Source organism: uncultured Turicibacter sp., from assembly GCF_938044715.1.
Classification (GTDB): domain Bacteria; phylum Bacillota_I; class Bacilli_A; order MOL361; family Turicibacteraceae; genus Turicibacter; species Turicibacter sanguinis.
Genome location: NZ_CALIOS010000042.1, coordinates 1 through 16,134 on the forward strand (window position 1 = coordinate 1; position 16,134 = coordinate 16,134).

Here is a 16,134-nt window from a genome sequence, read left to right on the forward strand (position 1 = left end):
CTGGAGCTGCGCGACGGCGATAAGTCGCGTTTCGGCCCCGTCACCGCCGCCGATTACTAGCACCTTTTTAATGGCTGGATTCACACACATTGGGGTATGTACAATGCAGTCATGATAAATAAATTCATCTTTCTCATTGACCATCATTAATCCATCTAACGTTAAAAATGTACCGAGTTCTTCACTTTTAAATACATCAACTTGCTGAAAATCTGATTTCTTTGAAAATAATTGCTTCTCAACCTTTACTGAGAAACGTACCTTATTTGTCCATTCTTCTGTATACCAAAACTCCATCTTGATCTCTCCTTATCTTTGTGACGCTATCCAGCTTGTTCGACTGGTTTATGTGTAATTAATCCTAAATCTTCTTTACTATGTTTCTGAATTTTAGAGGTTAATCCTCTTGGAATTTCAATTGATTCACTAAATTCTGCTTTTAATAAGTCTTCTAAATATTCAAAACTCTTCCATGGATCAATATCGCCACATGTAAAGAAATCCGCTGAAGCAAATCCATACTCCGGCCAAGTATGAATCGTTAAATGAGATTCTGCTACGATAACAGCACCACTTACGCCCCATGGATTAAAATGATGGAAAACCGATTCAACAATCGTTGCTTTTGCTTCAATGGCTGCCTCATTCATTGATTTTTCAATATACATTGGATTCTTTAATACTTCTTTATCGCAATTATAGTATTCAACTAAAATATGGCGACCTAATGTTTCAACTTTATGCATCTTTTAGGACTCCTTTTTTGTTTATTTAATGACTAAAATGTGATCTAAATTTTTATCCGTTTGATCCGTTAAAAAAGCACCACTTTTCATTAACTGTTTTAAGGTTCGAATGACTTCATTTGTAATTAGTTCACCTGGTGCAATAATTGGAACCCCTGGGGGATAGGCTAAAATAGATTCTCCCGAAATTTTCCCTGATGATTCTTCAAGAAGAACTAACTCTTTCTCGCTAAAATAAGCATCACGAGGTGAGAGTTTAACTTCTGGTTCAATTTGTCGAGTAGGAATTAAATGACTTGTTTTAGCCTTCGTATAACGTTTAGATAACAAACGAAAAGCTTCAATTAAACGCTCAATATTTCGCTTAGAATCCCCTAAACTAATAATAGCTAAGACGTTATTTAAATCCGCCATTTCAAGTTGGATGGAAAATTCCTTCCACAACAAATCGTATACTTCAAAACCAGTCATCCCAAGTCCGGCAACATGGATTCCAAGTTTGGTCACATCAAATGGACGTTTAGAATCCTGAGGTTGAATGGTTTGAATTCCTGGAATTTGATTGAGTTGTTCTCTCGCATAATGACTTAAGTTAATGACATGACTTAATCGTTTGTTGCCATGTAAGACTAAATTTTGTCTCGCTCCATCTAAGCTTCCCATAAGTAAGTATGATGCGGATGTGGACTGGAGCATATTAATGACTTGTTGAACTTTCATGACATCCACTCGACTCGAATTGACAAGCATGGCTGATGCCTGTGTGAGTGCCCCACCTGTTTTATGGAGACTGACACAGGAAATATCTGCCCCAAGCTCCATCGCTGATGGAGGCAATCCCTCGTGAAACGGAAAATGCGCACCATGCGCTTCATCGACTAACACTAAAACATTTCGCTCATGACTGATCGTAATAATGGTCTTCAAGTCCGTCACAAATCCATAATACGTTGGATTGAGCAAAAAGACGGCTTTAATTTCTTCATCGCTCATTAATGCTTTTTTTATCTCCTGTGGATCCACATTGGCTGAAATTCCTTCTTTACTTCTAAACTCAGTCGGTAAATAAACAGGAATCGCACCACACAAAATCAATCCGTTAAGTGCAGACTTATGAATATTACGTGGTAATAAGACTTTATCACCTGGTTTTAAAACAGACATTAACATGCAATGAATCGCAGACGTTGTCCCATTTGTCATAAAAAAAGCAGCATCTGATTGATAGGCATCAGCAAGTAGAGCTTGTGATGCGGCAATGACCCCCTTTGGGTTAGAGACATTGTCTAGAAGTGGCAATGAATTGACATCTAATTTCATCAGCTCCGTTCCAAAATAGTCTCTTAGTACTTTCACCCCAACGCCTCGCTTGTGTCCTGGTACATCAAAAGCAGCAATATCTTTCTCACCATATTGTTTAAGAGCGTTAAGCAGTGGCAACTTTTGATGATGAGTTTTTTGAAATGCCAATTCTCTGTTCTCTCTCAATTCTTTTGCACTTAGTTGCAACACCTTTTTCCCTCCTTTCAATTAAAAATCTAAGAATATAACACGTTTTGTTTAGTATTTATAAACTTTTTGGGTAAAAAAATATATTTTTTCCAAAAAAACAATAAATTAAACAACAAACAAAAAATATAAATACCCTAAAAAATACCTTCTAATCGGTGATTTTGATACCAATTATTGTTTTTTAAAGCATTTATACATCGATTAAATCCAACTTTCAGTTGAATTACGATTAGTTTATTATATAAATTTAATAAAATCAATACTTTTTTTGATATTTTTCTCACTTTTTACCTCAAGTAATAGAATACTAAACTTTTTGTTGTATTCAATTTTCACAACTAACACTATACGTAAACAAAAAAATCACTGCTATTTAAGCGGTGATTTACACAGGCCAACCCTCTTTACAACATACATTTGTTCATCACATAAAGTGACAAATACATTAATTCGTTCATTTTCTTCTATCACTAGTGCTGATATCAAACTAGTCTAGGCTGGCATTTTTTTGTTTTAAAACTTCTACTAAATCCTGTTTTTCTTTTGATAACTCTTCAATTTGCTTTCGTGCCTTTTCATTCACTTCTTCAAGTTCTATAGCAGCCTGCTTCTTCATTTCCAATTGCATTTCACTCAAGGCTAACTGATGATTTCGTCTCTCGAATTCAAACTCCTGTTGAAGCGTTTGGATTGCTATTCTTTTCTCTTCTTCCATCTTCACTTTCAAATTTTGTTGTTCTTCTATCTCTTTTTGTAACTGGAATTCTTGGCGTTTAATTAACGCTTCTTGATCCTGAACCAACGCCTTTAACTTCACCGACTCCTCAAGCACCTGATTTGCCGCTTCTATTTTAGCTTGCGAATCAGCAAATACTTTCTCTAACTGACTATTTTTATCTTTTAATAACTGATTTAACTCACGAATATTCTCTTGCTCCTCTTTTAAGACACCAAAATCCTGAGACATCTTCTTGAGTTTATCCTTTAAACCCTGTAATTCTTTATCTTTTTGCTCTATAATCTCCAATTTTTCGTTTAGAGCCGCAATTTCTTCCTCTTGTTTATGTCTTAAGATTGATTCCTTATTTTTAATCTCTAATTCACGCACTTGAGTTCGCTCAAACATATTAATATAAATATCATTCATACGTTTTGTAATTCGTTGTAATTCTTCTAAGTCTTGATTAAACTGAGTGGATCCATCTCCAATTTGCGCTAACTCAAACTGTGACACCATGACTTCCATTAATTCTTTGTTATTAATCCCATTTTCTTGCGCTAAAACGAGAAACTTCTGCTTTAATTCCTCATCAATTCGCACACTTAATACTGCATCTGCCATCTATCTTCACCTTTTTCCATCGCACTTTTTTCTTTATTATACCCTATTTTTTTATTTTTTGCTACCACCCCTATTCCATGTGCACAAAAGTATACATAAGTATACAAACTCATACACCGACGTAAATAACGTGTTTACAATAGTATACGAAAGTATACACAAAAACTACGATAAGTTTATATTCAATATAACTTTTATTATATTGAATATAAAAAAATAGCAAAAAAAATAAAAACAGAAAAAGGGATGAAAGAAAAAAATAAAGAGACCACAAAAGAAGAACAAGAAAAAAGCGAAGAGATGAGTTAAAATATGGAAATTTATTATTTACTTATAAAGAAATAGCATGAGGGATAAAAAATGCAGTCAAATAGTGATAGTTTAAGTCCTATGTTAACATTGGAGAAAAAACGACTAAACAATTCCAATCATGATGATGAAAATTGCAAAAATAGAATTTCGAAGCGACGTGTTATTTAACTCATAAAATCATAAAGATACACTCAAAATACTTGCTGAATAAAAGCTTGTTATGTTGGGATACAAGAAGCTAAGCTACTCATTTAGAATTACTGTCACACGTGAATCCTAATAACAAAGAAAATAGATGCGTTATAAAACAATTAAAATTCATTTAGAATAAAAACGAGTTAGTGTTCGACGCTAAAAAAAACAAAAGAAAAGGATGAATAACTACATAAGTGACGTGAGAATACCGTAGATAGTCCCAAATCTGATTGTAAAAACAAATCGAAAACTCCTAGCTATTCCCTTAAGCGCTCAAGATAAACATTGTCTTCTTTTGAGCAAAAAGAAGCAATCTCACTCAAAATCTTCACAGCCCCGGGCGTATCACTTCTATGCAAAAATAAGTTAGAACTTCCGACCTATAAAAAAATCCTAATTCTCTATCGCCCCTCCTACTTCAAGCAGTCACATTTTTGAACAGTAAGCTAAAAAGGAGACCCTTATAAAAAAGCGTCTCCTTTTTCTTCTAATAATTCTTAGGAAGATTAAATTCTAAAACATCATACCCTTGTTCTCTCATTTGTGCTAACAATTCTTCAAGATTAGCTGCTTTAAGATATCTAAAATCTGCTTTTAATTTACTTTCATTAACAATCCAAATTTCATCATGAGGATAGTAATGATCAATAATTTTAAAATGCCGCTCCATCTCCTCGTCCCCCCTTTAAAAAGTAGCAACCAGAACTGAAATATTAAATCCTGAATCATCATAATCTCCCCATGATTCCCAAACAACGTCTTTATCCTGAATCACTTGATGGCGGTGTCTTGAATACTCGTCAATCAATAAAGAAATCCCTTCTTTCGTTTTTCCTGAGTGAACTAAACTCTGAACTTTTCTAATATTCTCTGTCAGTTGCGTAACCAATACACGAGGTAAATGGTGTGAGCATACATCTTGACGTAATTTTGATGGTTCTAATAAGATACGAATCACTAACTCCGCCTGAGCTCTCCCACTAAATAATTCTTTGTAATTAGTTCCTTGAGTCACCAAAACTAATTCATTCTCTTTGTGTTCATAACATCCCTTTTCAAGAGGATAATCTTGATACAATTCAAAAGGAAGTCCCTTTTCTTCGATTAAACGCTTCATCTTTTTTTGTAAAATCCAAGTGACATCACGGCTAACCATAAATTCATATTTAGGATATTCCTGTTTGATTTCCTCTAATGCCATAAAAAAAATCTCCTGGCCAATCATCACACACATCACCCTTATTCCTAAATCCCTTCTAATACATCCTATTCAAAACGAAAGAGGAATATTTCAATAAATTAAAACGTTTTCTCTATTTTTCTGTGATTCGCTTCATATAATCCATCATCAGACCAATTAATAAGATAACGCCACAACACGTTATAAAAATTGACGCATGATTCAAATGATTCATTGCAATCCCAATCGATGCCCAAATAATGACAGACGGATAAATAAAGTCCTGTTGTGTTGACAAAATAGTAATTGCGATAAATCCAATAAACATTAAAAGAAAAATTGTCCAAAACGTCTCAGATAATCCGAATAATTCAACACCCCAACGACTCTTTAACACAATCAAAGTTTCAATCAAACTAGCAATTGAAATCCAACTTAAATAAACGGATAATGGCACTCTAAAAAAAGATGATTTACTAGTGGCATGTCGGCAAGAGATATAACTGAATACAGTCATTAATAAAGAACCTATGATACAAAAAACTGCAATTGGTTGACCAACCAACAACGATCCTCCAGCAAAGCAAAATACTAACGGGATAAAGCGACTCACTTTTTGATATGCAACATCGTATTCAGTAGACTTAAAGCCAAATCTTATAATCCAAATCCCAAATAATAAATAGATGATAATCCAAATCAAAAACGCGTAAGGTGCTGGGGTAATAAGCGGTTGAGCTCCCGCTACACTGAAGGCTGTTTTTCCATTAATAAAAAAAGAACAAACTAATAAAAATACATAACTAACCACATTAAAAAAAGTAAAAATAAATTTCTTATTCATCCCATTCTCTCCTATTTCATAAGACTTATACTTAAGCTTATGTTAAAACCTATCAAAGTCGAACTGATTTATAAAAAAATGACAACATAAATGAATAAATCTAAGAGTTGATAGATCATATAATCTACACAATATCTTTTACTTAAAGGTAGCGCTCATCTAAGAGTTTATCTCTCACTTAGCTTTCTGTTAACAACTTTATTCATTTGAAGAATGACTTATTCTTTTTTATTATCCTCTAACATGAAAAAAAGATAATTCCTGTTGAATACAGAAATTATCTTTACTAAATGGCGCTTATATCATGTTTTTAATAAGAGAACCTATTTTGATAACTTAAGATTTTTAATCGACTGATAAAGAAACATCGTCTATATTTACTGCCTCGATGCCGGCATTACCATATACGAATCTCACTTCTATTTGTTCAGTGCCAGCGGGTGCTTGCGAAGTAATACCACGATAATATGAGAAAATACTTTCACCTGTTGGAAGATCCCCACTTCTTATCGGAATTGTTAACCCAACTACATTAGAAGGTAAAAAAGTTACAGTAGCAGTTAGTGGTCCGCCAGTCCCCTGAGCGTTAGCAAAGAATGAAAACTCATAGTAACATCGACTATCATCAGAAACGTCTACTGTCTGTGTTAAAGTAGTATTACCTGATAATCTAACAGCTGATTGTCCTGAGTGAACTCGCCCCTGGGAAATTTGGCTAGCAGTTGTACCAGTAACAGTCCAATCAGTTGGAACCTCTGCTGCTGTAAAAGATTCAAATCCTGGATTATCTAATAACTCTCCTGAAGATTGACATTCACAGTTTCTAGTTGGTTCTTGTGATTCGTGTTTACAGCGGCAATGACAATCGCGATCATGATGATTGTGTTCATGACAATCGCGATCCATTCCATCATTTCCTGTTTGAACAATAAAGTAATTTGGCATTGTAACACCTCGTTTTAAATTTTTACTTTCAAGCTTAGATTCATAAGCTAAGATACTATATTCAAAGAAACTATCTGGTGTATAGACATAATCATTTACTTTAAGATTTTTTTTTTTTAAGCTAATTTCCTATATTCGAAGAACCTATTTGAAGTAAAAAAACTCGTAGCAAATAAACTTCAAATTCGTCTATTTGCTACGAGCCTATAAGATAAAAGGACTACAACATAAATTTTATCGAACCTTATTTTCATTGTAAAAATTAAAATAAATCATCAATATGAATATAGTCCCCTGCATTATCTTTTAATTTATCTATCGAATGGACGTATCGATTGGTTGTCGCTATATTTTGATGAGCCGCAAAATCTCGAACTTTTTCAATACTTGCCCCACCTGTAATAGCAAGGGTAATTGCCGTATGCCGAGTTGAATGAACTTTTAAATGTTTATCTATCCCAGCCTTTTTACAAGTTGATTTCAACATATAATTCAAAGAGCTTGGATCAAGTTTCTCATTATTCCTTTTATTACGAGAGTGGCCAATAAATAAATATGATTCTGCATCCTGGATCATATCACGATTAGTGCGCTCGATATATTCTTCAATCAACCGCTTCAGACTCGACTGAATTTTTACCATATCTTTTTTATTTCCTTTTCGCATGACATGAATGACATCATACTCACCATATGTCGTAATATCTTTTAATTTAATATTAATCATTTCAGATTTACGAAGTGCAGTCGTAAGTGCTAAGACGATAATGGTTTTATTACGAAGTTCCACAATTTTTCTTGTATCAAAGATTGAGATCAGTCGTTGACACTCATCCTGAGTTAAAAACTCTGTTTCCTTATTATTCACCTTTGGCTTTTCATCTTTCAAATTTCCAAACGGGTTAAAATAAAGTAATGATTTTCCCGTTCGATTATCTTGATATTTTAATAGCCACTTATACAAAGAGCTCAGTGAAGAGACCTTGCGATTGATCGTAGCAGAAGCACATCCTTTTCCTTTTAAATCAAGTAAATAATGTTCGACATCAAACATATTAACTGCTATGATTTGTTCTAATTGAATCTGTTCAATATAATCAACTTGAAAAAAATCCAAAATGTCTCTTTCATATGAAATCGCAGTGTAGTGACTACTGCTTGCTTTTAAATTTAAAAAGTGACGAATAAAGTGTACTTTTTGAGATTCGCCGACGGCTCTATTTTGTGATAAAACTATCTCCATTCTACTCACCATTCTCCTGTTTATTCCACATTTAATCATATCACAACTTAAAAATTTTTGGATAATAAAAAATAAAATACCACAAATAACCACTCATCATTTAGAATGATTTAATCTTAAAAATTTGTTTGGCATTTAACCCCATTAATTTTTCGTAATCCGTATGACTTAAAGAATTTTTCAGGTCATAAAAATAATCTTGATAAATACGCTTTCCAAGAGTCTCCAATCCATCAATCGGATTATCACTTCCGAACATGATTTTATCCACTCCACAAACTTTGATGGCTTTAAGGGTATCTTTTGCATTAACCCAAGTTGTATCACCATAAAGATTCGGTAACTTTGAAATCAGTTTAATCGCTAATTCATGATCCGTTCCGAGCCCTAAATGCACCATCACAAAATTCAAATCAGGATATCGCTTGGCTACCTCATAAACATGTAACGGTGTTGAATACGGATCGTTTGCGGTATGAGTCACAATTGGAAGCTGATATTTTCGTGCCAACTCAAAATAAGGAATCATCCGTTTATCATCAAATGCCACCCTTGAATGATAAGGATGAACTTTTAAACCATAGATAACCGCTCGATTTTCTTCAATCAATGCCTCTAAAGAGGCATCAACCGCTTCAAGCAACGGTTTCACCCAGATTAAAGCACCTAATCGATTGGGATGCTGCTTTACAAACTTCAATACTCTCTCATTACTCTTTAGTTGTGAATGTTGAGAGCAACTTGGAATGAGTACTTGTTCATGATCAACTTCTGAAGATTCAACATTCGAAACTAAGCAAAAATCAATCGCATATCGTTCCATTGAATCTAGTAATACGGTTTCTGAGAGCTTAAAATTTAACATTTCCCCTATATGAGCATGCGAATCAATAATCATACTTCCACCTCGTTTTATTTGATGGACTTATTATACAATAAAAACAGAGATGGGTCACCTCTTGAAATATGAGAAAGAACGGTTTAAAAATGCACCTTAAATCCTAAATAACAAAACAAACAATATCCTTATATAATATAGAAAGAAAAAAAGCTTCCAAATAGAAGCTTTTAAAACGTATCTTTAAGTTTTATTCCTAGATAAATTTCACCAACCGCTGTGACAATAAGAGCCGTTCCAATCAAATACGGTGCTGTCATTAGTACTGTGAACGGTTGAAAGACCACAATGACACCAAATAAAATTAAAATCACATTATAAACTGTATAAGCATTTAACCCAAAATATCCTCTAGTCAATGACATCAATAACAAATAAATACCACGAACTAAGACCCAAATTCCGTAAGAGAAAATTAAAATATTAATCGTTGATAAGGGATAGAGCCATAAAACTAAGCCAAATAAGATATTAATGATTCCATTAAAAATAAAGAACCATCTTTCTTCCCGTCCACTTGTCCGAATAATCGTTGAAATGCCCACAATTACAAATAGTACGGCAATAATCGTGCTCATACTCATAATCGTTTCTATTGGGAAGATAAAGAACAAGATTCCAAGAACCCCAAAAATAATCCCTTCTATCACAAACATTTTTTCTAAAAATGATGACATCAAAAATCCTCCTTCTTATTTAAACGCCTCACATCGATGTGCCACTTCACCACTTGCTTTTGCTAACGCAAGTTCAATGCCACTATCATCAATTTCAGTTCCCTGAATGAGTAACGGTTCAATACACTCAATTCCTAAAAAACGAAAAACATCATAAAGATACGTAATTCCATGATTGACACGAGTTCCAACGAACGGAATACTCATACTTTTAAATGGGTAAATATCAGCAGATGATTGAATATAAATTGCCTTTCGTTTTTTAGTATGAAGTAGGCCTTTTACCCCTTTAGGAGAAATAGAAATCGTTTGGTCATTTAAAATCAAACAATCTAGGTATTGCTTTAATTTATAAGGGAATGATAACGTCCACATCGGTGCTGCAATGACATAGCGATCGGCACTCTTAAATTGGTCACACAGTTGTTGCATCCGATTGACAATGTTTTGATCTTGCTCACTTAACTGTCTAAATCGGTCGCCATTAACAAGGGTAGCGCGTGATAAAAAATGGTGATCATTTGGTTGTGGAATAGCATCATGAAAAACATTAATTTCTTCAATCACATACTCAGGATGCTGCTCTAAAAAACAATTTAAGAAAATACGTGCACCTCGTTGACAACTCGATAAAGATTCCGGCTTCGAACTTGCAACAATATACAATAACTTTTTCATAGAAAAGACACTCCTTATGATATACCTATTTTTAGTATGTCTCGTTTTTTCACCCTTATAACCTTAATTTATAAAAAGTTGTATTGAAACGATTCAACGTGTAATGGGTTACACTCTTAAAAGCCCTTTCTTATCCTGATTTTCTTCGCTATAATGAAAACAACAGTATGATAAGGGGGATTTAGACATGAGAAAGATGCAAACATTCGAAGCTTATGTGGATCAATATGAAACAATTACCGTTTATTTAAAAAAGACGTTTTATAATGGGGAAAGCTCTACTTTCCGTTTAAAAGATGAAAATTCAGCCTCAGTTGAATTAGAAATCCTTGAAAAAGTTGAAGATGGAGATTACGTTAAATACTTATTAAAATCTCCAAGCTTAACATTTGGTGGAGAGTATCGTGTGGCAGATGACCATAATTTACAAACGCCTTTACAATTTGGATATGTCGTCCGTACAAAAGAATTCGATGAAGAATTCTACTACGCGGGTGATGATTTAGGAACAACATACACAAAAGAAGCGACAATCTTTAAAGTATGGGCACCGATTGCAAATCGTGTAAAAGTGGATATCAAAGTTAAGGGTGATTATCAAACTTATGATTTATCACGTGAAGAAAATGGAGTATGGACTGCAACCGTTAAAGGTGACTTAGAATTAGCCTCATATGTTTACCTCGTTAAAGTTAATGGAACATGGAATGAGGCAACTGATCCATATGCCATTGCGTCAACTCCAAATCATAAACGTACAGTGATCGTCGATCCTGAAAAAATTAAAATTGACTCTAATCGCGAGATGGCACCAAAAGTACAGTCATATACCGATGCAATTATTTATGAAATGCACGTTCGTGACTTCTCAGTTCATAAAAATTCAGGAATTAAAAATGTGGGTAAATTCTTAGGAGTTGTTGAGGAAGGAACTCGCACAAGCCGTGGGACTTTAACCGGTCTTGATTATTTAGTTGACTTAGGTGTTACACATATTCAGTTATTACCGACTTACGATTTTGGATCAGTCGATGAATTAAATCAATTCGAAACTTATAACTGGGGGTATGATCCAGTTCAATACAACGTCCCAGAAGGTTCTTACGCAACAGATGTTTTAAATCCTTATTCACGCATCATTGAAATGAAACAAATGATTGCTAAACTTCATGAAAAAGGATTCCGTGTCACAATGGATGTTGTTTACAATCATATGTTTGATGCCGGATCATCAGCCTTTGAAAATATTGTGCCTAACTACTACTTCCGCCTAGGTGAAAATGGTGAAGTTTCAAATGGTTCATGGTGCGGAAATGACGTTGACTCGTTACGTCCAATGTGCCGTAAATTCATTATTGACTCAACAAAAATGTGGATTCGTGATTATGGATTTGACGGATTCCGCTTTGACTTAATGGGAATTTTGGATATCGATACGATGAACCAACTAACAGAAGAATGCCAGGCGATTGATTCATCTGTCATGGTATATGGTGAAGGATGGAATATGCCAACATTAATGGATGATGAATTAAAAGCGATGATGTTCAATAATGAAAAAATGCCAAAAATTGCGCACTTTAATGACCAATTCGGACGTGGAATTAAAGGATCACCTTTTGAAACAGAAATGTCTGATATTGGATACGGTCTTGGATACACAGGAGAAATTAATCGTGCGATGAACGTCATAGCGGGATCATGCACTTCTATTGGAACAAAACCAGTCTTTAAAGAACCAACCATGACGTTAAACTACGTTGAGTGTCATGATAACATGACACTATTTGATAAAATTATGTTATCAAATAAATGCGAATCATTAGAAACTCGATTAAAACGTCAAAAAATGATTACCGCTTTAATCTTAGTCTCTCAAGGGATTGCCTTCTTACATGCCGGTCAAGAATTTAACCGTACAAAAGACGGAGACCATAATTCTTATACGTCACCTGATAGTGTGAATAAACTAGATTGGGACCGCAAAGACGAATACATTGAAACAGTCGAATTCGTAAAAGGATTCATCAAATTACGTAAAGAATTAAAAGCTCTTCGCTTAAACACAGCAGAAGAAATAAAAAAACACGTGACTGTACGTAGTCTTGAAAATCGTGTGATTGAATACACGATTTCTAATGTACAAGCTTATGGACCATATGAAGAAATTAAAGTATTCATGAACCCAACACATACCTCAATTGATATCAAACTAAAAGATGATTATCAATTAATTGCCAATCAGGCTGGTGTCCTAACGGAACAAAACTCAGTCAATGAATTAACAGTTGATTCAATTGAATTAGTTGTTTTAGCAAAATAAAACAAAAGCCTTTAGGTCTTATGAAAACCTAAAGGCTTTTTAAATATTCGTTAAGAGACTCTGACCGTAACGGTGACAGGGAAAAACCCGCTTCAATTAGTTTAGTTTTACTCAATCGGCTATTGAGTGGCCTCTTGACTTTTGCCCCCTATTCGGTTGTTGAAATTTTTAATAAACTAGCACTGACTTCAGTTAGTTCAACTATTTGAGCGGGAAACTCATATCAATCGCAATATTGTTTTTATAAGATTATTCCCACTCTTACTAAAAACCCATGAAATGCAGATAATACCGAATTTATCTAATATCTCTTGAACATCTGGTTCCTCTTTTAATTTATTAGCGCCGTACACATGAATCTGATTCTTGTGGCATTTCAAATTACTTTAAAGTAATATTCGGTTTCTTCTGCTTTGTTTACTACTGAATATGTTAAACAATGAATAATTTCGTTACCTATTTACACCTGTTACTACAATTATCATTTAAAATTACCATACTTTTGATACTCACCACGTTCAATGTGATCACACCAATCCTGATGAGATAAATACCACTCAATCGTTTCTTGAATCCCATCATCAAATGAATGAACGGGATACCAACCAAGTTCAGTCTGAATTTTCGTTGGATCAATCGCATAACGTTGATCATGTCCCAATCGATCTTCAACAAATGATAATTGATTCTCTGAAATATTCAATGCCCGCATAATCGTCATCACCACTTCTAAATTTGTTCGTTCATTATGCCCACCAACATTATAGACTTCACCCAAACGCCCCTTTTGTAAAATTAAATCAATGGCCTGACAATGATCCTCAACATGTAACCAATCACGGACCTGACACCCCGTTCCATAAACAGGTAATTTCTCTCCTTTAAGCCCACAGCGAATCATTAATGGGATGAGCTTTTCAGGAAACTGATAGGGTCCATAATTATTTGAGCAGCGGGAAATCGTCACTGGTAAACCAAATGTCCGGTAGTAAGCGAGTACAAGTAAATCAGCTGATGCTTTAGAAGCAGAATAAGGACTTGACGTATGAAGTGGAGATGATTCTGTAAAAAGCAAATCTGGTCGATCAAGTGGGAGATCTCCGTATACTTCATCTGTTGAAACTTGATGAAATCGACTAACCTTATACTCCCGACTTGCATCCATCAACACTTGTGTTCCTAAAATATTCGTTTTTAAAAAGAGGTCCGGTTGTGTAATCGAACGATCGACATGAGACTCAGCCGCAAAGTTTACCACCACATCAAATTGCTCTTTTTCAAATAATGAAAAAATAAACTCTCGATCGGTAATATCGCCTTTTACAAATTGGTAATTTAGATTGCTTTCAAACTTCTGGCAATTTTCCAAATTACCTGCATACGTTAAAGCATCTAAATTCACAACAGTGTCTTTTGGATATTTTTTCAATCTATAATTAATAAAGTTTGAGCCAATAAAACCTGCTCCACCTGTTACTAGTAGTTTCATTGCTTCAACTCCTTCCATAATTTTTGATCTCTCTCTTTTTCTAGTAAAAGAAATGTCCATTCCTTCTTTCGATCCCTCAGATTATAACAATCTGTCCGTCAACAGCTTTCCTATTATCTCATGAAATTGAAATAAGTGTTTTATTTATTGAGTTAAAGGTTGATTTTCTTTGAAAACAATCTCTCCGTCTATTTTATTATTTTTCCAACAAAAAAACTATCAAACCGATAACATTTTATCTTGATTGATAGTCTTTTTTATATTATTTGTCTAAGTAGCCTGAATTTTTAGTTTTTCTTTTGTTTCTTCATCATCTGTCAATCGATGAGATAACCATTTGTCTCCACGAAGGCGAATCATATATAGCGTTCCTCTTACTGCCCAATCGACAAACATGGCAATGAAGATACCGTATACGCCCCATTTTAAGACAACACCGAATAAATATCCAAGTCCTACGCGGAAGACCCACATACCGGTAATCGCTGTTTTCATTGTATACTTTCCATCTCCTGCTCCTTTTAGCCCCCCTGGTAAAACAAATGAAAAGGCCCAAATCGGTGTCGCTAAGGCATTAAGTTGAATTAATTTAGTTGCATAATCCATCACAGCTTCATGATCAGTGTAGAGCGCGACAAGATACCACGCGGTTGGAATCGATAAAGCACCTAAAATAACAAGACATATGGTGGCGAAGCGGGTAATATAGCTTAAACTTTTTCGAGCCTCATCATATTCCGCTCGCCCAATTTCTTGTCCAATAATCGTTGTCGAGACAGTAGTTAGAGCATTCCCCGGAATATTGATTAAGTTAATAATGGAATTTGCAATGGAATTCGAAGACATGGCAATAGCTCCCATTCCCCCAATAAACACTTGTGTCAGTAGCTTTCCTAAATGAAAAATAATGGATTCAACTCCTGCTGGCACCCCAACATAAAAAATTTGCCTTAAAAATTTAAAATTTGGTTTATAGTGATGCAGTTTCTCTAGTTTGAGCACCTTTTTCCCACTCATTAAGATCCATAGGACATAACTAGCCCCGATAGCACGGGCAAGCGAAATTCCAAGAGCTGCACCGATAATTCCCCATTCAAAGACATATAGAAATAAATAGGTTAATCCAATATTAAAAATGTTAGCAATAACATTGCTAATAGCAGCAGTTTTTGTATCTCCTGCCCCACGTAATACTCCATTAGCAATTAAGGTAATTGCCATAAATGGGAAACTTAATAAGACAATTCCAAAATATTTAATTCCATATTCCATAACCTGTGGTTCAACACTGTTATAAATCAACCTAATGAGTGGCGCATTAAATATAAATAAGAATATGGTAATCAAAATTGAAATGAAAGTTGCAGACATTACCCCTTGTTTTGCTGCTTCATTTGCTTTTTGACAATCTCCTCGCCCCATATACTGTGCAACAACAACAGTTCCCCCAATCGCTAATGCTGTAAATACAGAAATAAACAAGTAACTAAACGAGTCAATCATTGAAATCGCTGACACAACATTAATTCCTTCTTGACCTTTTAAATTAGAAGAAAGCATGGTGTTCATCATTCCCATCGTAGTGGTTAAAATCTGTTCAATCAAAATGGGAATTCCGAGTAGCATGATTTCTTTTTTTAATCGTTTCATATCCTTCACTTACACCCACCTCGAGTCCTAAAACCTGATATTCATGAGCTATTATAAAGTGATTCTTCATCAAATTATACGAGCTAATGCCACCTATTTT

At 34.5% G+C, this 16,134-nt stretch carries 15 protein-coding genes and 1 pseudogene; 1 reads left to right on the plus strand and 15 read right to left on the minus strand.

What is annotated here, in order from left to right:
* From QWC74_RS04035 to QWC74_RS04090, 12 genes and pseudogenes are all read right to left on the minus strand, one after another.
* Positions 1-297, minus strand: a pseudogene (locus QWC74_RS04035) (spermidine synthase); the annotation flags it as partial.
* Between the two features lie 26 nt (positions 298-323).
* Positions 324-746, minus strand: coding sequence for an adenosylmethionine decarboxylase (gene speD / locus QWC74_RS04040; RefSeq protein WP_006784691.1), 423 nt, complete (start codon positions 744-746; stop codon positions 324-326).
* Between the two features lie 21 nt (positions 747-767).
* On the minus strand, positions 768-2,258 hold the full coding sequence (locus QWC74_RS04045; RefSeq protein WP_237701270.1) for an aminotransferase class I/II-fold pyridoxal phosphate-dependent enzyme: 1,491 nt from the start codon (positions 2,256-2,258) through the stop codon (positions 768-770).
* Positions 2,259-2,745: 487 nt separating this feature from the next.
* The gene (locus tag QWC74_RS04050; RefSeq protein WP_006784693.1) at positions 2,746-3,600 is read right to left on the minus strand and encodes a hypothetical protein; all 855 of its coding nucleotides are present in this window, start codon (positions 3,598-3,600) and stop codon (positions 2,746-2,748) included.
* A 994-nt stretch (positions 3,601-4,594) separates the two neighbouring features.
* Complete coding sequence (locus QWC74_RS04055; protein WP_006784694.1) at positions 4,595-4,777, minus strand: hypothetical protein; 183 nt, start codon at positions 4,775-4,777, stop codon at positions 4,595-4,597.
* A gap of 15 nt (positions 4,778-4,792) precedes the next feature.
* Positions 4,793-5,308: a hypothetical protein gene (locus QWC74_RS04060; RefSeq protein WP_006784695.1), complete on the minus strand. Its 516-nt coding sequence runs from the start codon at positions 5,306-5,308 to the stop codon at positions 4,793-4,795.
* 112 nt (positions 5,309-5,420) lie between these two features.
* A complete protein-coding gene (locus QWC74_RS04065) occupies positions 5,421-6,131 on the minus strand; it encodes a hypothetical protein (protein WP_006784696.1) in 711 nt (236 codons plus the stop codon).
* Positions 6,132-6,476: 345 nt separating this feature from the next.
* On the minus strand, positions 6,477-7,076 hold the full coding sequence (locus tag QWC74_RS04070; protein WP_006784697.1) for a hypothetical protein: 600 nt from the start codon (positions 7,074-7,076) through the stop codon (positions 6,477-6,479).
* A gap of 262 nt (positions 7,077-7,338) precedes the next feature.
* Entirely contained in the window at positions 7,339-8,319 is a 981-nt protein-coding gene (locus QWC74_RS04075) for a tyrosine-type recombinase/integrase (RefSeq protein ID WP_006784698.1), read from the minus strand.
* Between the two features lie 100 nt (positions 8,320-8,419).
* On the minus strand, positions 8,420-9,217 hold the full coding sequence (locus tag QWC74_RS04080; protein WP_006784699.1) for an amidohydrolase family protein: 798 nt from the start codon (positions 9,215-9,217) through the stop codon (positions 8,420-8,422).
* Between the two features lie 170 nt (positions 9,218-9,387).
* Complete coding sequence (locus QWC74_RS04085) at positions 9,388-9,894, minus strand: HdeD family acid-resistance protein (protein ID WP_006784700.1); 507 nt, start codon at positions 9,892-9,894, stop codon at positions 9,388-9,390.
* 15 nt (positions 9,895-9,909) lie between these two features.
* Complete coding sequence (locus tag QWC74_RS04090; RefSeq protein ID WP_006784701.1) at positions 9,910-10,572, minus strand: FMN-dependent NADH-azoreductase; 663 nt, start codon at positions 10,570-10,572, stop codon at positions 9,910-9,912.
* A gap of 187 nt (positions 10,573-10,759) precedes the next feature.
* On the opposite strand from QWC74_RS04090, the gene pulA reads away from it, so the two are divergent.
* The gene (gene pulA / locus QWC74_RS04095) at positions 10,760-12,895 is read left to right on the plus strand and encodes a type I pullulanase (protein ID WP_006784702.1); all 2,136 of its coding nucleotides are present in this window, start codon (positions 10,760-10,762) and stop codon (positions 12,893-12,895) included.
* A 218-nt stretch (positions 12,896-13,113) separates the two neighbouring features.
* Here the strand turns inward: pulA and QWC74_RS14780 are convergent, their stop codons facing one another.
* The 3 genes from QWC74_RS14780 to QWC74_RS04105 all read right to left on the minus strand — a co-directional run bounded on the left by QWC74_RS14780 (position 13,114) and on the right by QWC74_RS04105 (position 16,034).
* Positions 13,114-13,248 carry a sugar nucleotide-binding protein gene (locus QWC74_RS14780; protein ID WP_202795348.1) on the minus strand — a complete coding sequence of 45 codons (135 nt, stop codon included), beginning with the start codon at positions 13,246-13,248 and terminating at the stop codon, positions 13,114-13,116.
* Between the two features lie 128 nt (positions 13,249-13,376).
* Positions 13,377-14,384, minus strand: a complete 1,008-nt coding sequence (rfbB, locus tag QWC74_RS04100) for a dTDP-glucose 4,6-dehydratase (RefSeq protein ID WP_039930899.1) — start codon at positions 14,382-14,384, stop codon at positions 13,377-13,379.
* Between the two features lie 270 nt (positions 14,385-14,654).
* Complete coding sequence (locus tag QWC74_RS04105) at positions 14,655-16,034, minus strand: MATE family efflux transporter (RefSeq protein ID WP_070099668.1); 1,380 nt, start codon at positions 16,032-16,034, stop codon at positions 14,655-14,657.
* Positions 16,035-16,134 lie beyond the last annotated feature (100 nt).

What these genes read in the sequence shown, in the direction of transcription:
- speD (WP_006784691.1), bottom strand. Translation starts at nt 746, where the DNA reads ATGCATAAAGTTGAAACATTAGGTCGCCATATTTTAGTTGAATACTAT.
- QWC74_RS04050 (WP_006784693.1), bottom strand. Translation starts at nt 3,600, where the DNA reads ATGGCAGATGCAGTATTAAGTGTGCGAATTGATGAGGAATTAAAGCAG.
- QWC74_RS04055 (WP_006784694.1), bottom strand. Translation starts at nt 4,777, where the DNA reads ATGGAGCGGCATTTTAAAATTATTGATCATTACTATCCTCATGATGAA.
- QWC74_RS04060 (WP_006784695.1), bottom strand. Translation starts at nt 5,308, where the DNA reads ATGGCATTAGAGGAAATCAAACAGGAATATCCTAAATATGAATTTATG.
- QWC74_RS04065 (WP_006784696.1), bottom strand. Translation starts at nt 6,131, where the DNA reads ATGAATAAGAAATTTATTTTTACTTTTTTTAATGTGGTTAGTTATGTA.
- QWC74_RS04070 (WP_006784697.1), bottom strand. Translation starts at nt 7,076, where the DNA reads ATGCCAAATTACTTTATTGTTCAAACAGGAAATGATGGAATGGATCGC.
- QWC74_RS04075 (WP_006784698.1), bottom strand. Translation starts at nt 8,319, where the DNA reads ATGGAGATAGTTTTATCACAAAATAGAGCCGTCGGCGAATCTCAAAAA.
- QWC74_RS04080 (WP_006784699.1), bottom strand. Translation starts at nt 9,217, where the DNA reads ATGATTATTGATTCGCATGCTCATATAGGGGAAATGTTAAATTTTAAG.
- QWC74_RS04085 (WP_006784700.1), bottom strand. Translation starts at nt 9,894, where the DNA reads ATGTCATCATTTTTAGAAAAAATGTTTGTGATAGAAGGGATTATTTTT.
- QWC74_RS04090 (WP_006784701.1), bottom strand. Translation starts at nt 10,572, where the DNA reads ATGAAAAAGTTATTGTATATTGTTGCAAGTTCGAAGCCGGAATCTTTA.
- pulA (WP_006784702.1), top strand. Translation starts at nt 10,760, where the DNA reads ATGAGAAAGATGCAAACATTCGAAGCTTATGTGGATCAATATGAAACA.
- rfbB (WP_039930899.1), bottom strand. Translation starts at nt 14,384, where the DNA reads ATGAAACTACTAGTAACAGGTGGAGCAGGTTTTATTGGCTCAAACTTT.
- QWC74_RS04105 (WP_070099668.1), bottom strand. Translation starts at nt 16,034, where the DNA reads ATGAAACGATTAAAAAAAGAAATCATGCTACTCGGAATTCCCATTTTG.